This window comes from Pseudomonas sp. HMWF006, from assembly GCF_003061205.1.
Lineage (GTDB): Bacteria > Pseudomonadota > Gammaproteobacteria > Pseudomonadales > Pseudomonadaceae > Aquipseudomonas > Aquipseudomonas monsensis.
The window spans coordinates 2,215-3,447 of record NZ_QAIU01000584.1 but is presented as its reverse complement, the minus strand read 5'-3'; the positions used below and the strand labels follow the sequence as shown (position 1 = coordinate 3,447).

Genomic DNA, 1,233 nt, shown 5'->3' with positions numbered 1-1,233 from the left:
TCGGCTGACGCGATTCTGGAAACCTGGTTCAGTGGCACCGAGGGCGGCAACGCCATCGCTGACGTGCTGTTCGGCGACTACAACCCGTCGGGCAAACTGCCGGTGACCTTCCCGCGCTCCGTGGGCCAGATTCCGACCTATTACAACCACCTGAGCATTGGCCGGCCATTCACACCGGGCAAACCGGGCAACTACACCTCGCAGTATTTCGATGACACCACAGGTCCGCTGTTCCCGTTCGGTTACGGCCTGAGCTACACCAGCTTCGCCCTGAGCGACATGGCGCTGTCGTCGACCACCCTGAACGCCACCGGCAAGCTCGACGCCAGCGTCACGCTGAAGAACACCGGCAAACGTGACGGCGAAACCGTGGTGCAGCTGTACATTCAGGACGTCACCGGCTCGATGATCCGCCCGGTGAAAGAACTGAAGAACTTCCAGAAAATCATGCTCAAGGCCGGCGAACAGAAAGTCGTGCACTTCACCATCACCGAGGATGACCTGAAGTTCTACAACGCCCAGCTCAAATACGCGGCCGAGCCTGGCAAGTTCAACGTGCAGATCGGCCTGGATTCCCAGGACGTGACGCAGCAGAGCTTTGAATTGCTGTAAGAACGGAAGCTACACACAAAACCTGTGGGAGCTGGCTTGCCAGCGATGGCGGCCTGACAGTCAACTGCTATGTTGAATGTGATGGCCTCATCGCTGGCAAGCCAGCTCCCACAGTGTTTTGGGGTGTTGCAACTAGCCGCGTCTATCGAGGATATTGACCACCACCCGATCCACCCATCCCCACACCCGCTGCTTCACCCGCCGCCACAACGGTCGGCGCTGCCATTCTTCCAGACTCACCTGCTGGCTCAGCCCGAAGTCCTTCACGAAACTCGCCTGCACTGCTGCCGTCAACGCCGGATCCAGCGCTTCCAGGTTCGCCTCCAGATTGAAGCGTAAATTCCAGTGATCGAAGTTGCATGAGCCGATGCTCACCCAATCGTCCACCAGCACCATTTTCAAATGCAGAAAGCACGGCTGGTATTCGAAGATCTGCACCCCGGCCTTGAGCAGTCGCGGGTAGTAACGATGCCCGGCGTAGCGCACCGAGGGATGATCGGTGCGCGGGCCGGTCAGCAGCAGGCGCACATCGACGCCACGCGCGGCCGCTTTGCGCAGGGAGCGGCGAATTTTCCAGGTGGGCAGGAAGTACGGCGTGGCCATCCAGATGCGTTGCTGTCC

2 protein-coding genes are annotated in these 1,233 nt (G+C 59.8%); one reads left to right on the top strand and one right to left on the bottom strand.

Annotation, left to right across the window (positions count from 1 at the left end):
• Positions 1-612: glycoside hydrolase family 3 C-terminal domain-containing protein (locus tag DBR24_RS34030; protein ID WP_256591879.1), on the top strand; the 612-nt coding region annotated here is incomplete at its 5' end.
• A gap of 132 nt (positions 613-744) precedes the next feature.
• Here DBR24_RS34030 and DBR24_RS34025 read toward each other — a convergent pair.
• The coding region (locus tag DBR24_RS34025) for a phospholipase D-like domain-containing protein (protein ID WP_256591878.1) at positions 745-1,233 on the bottom strand (489 nt) is incomplete at its 5' end.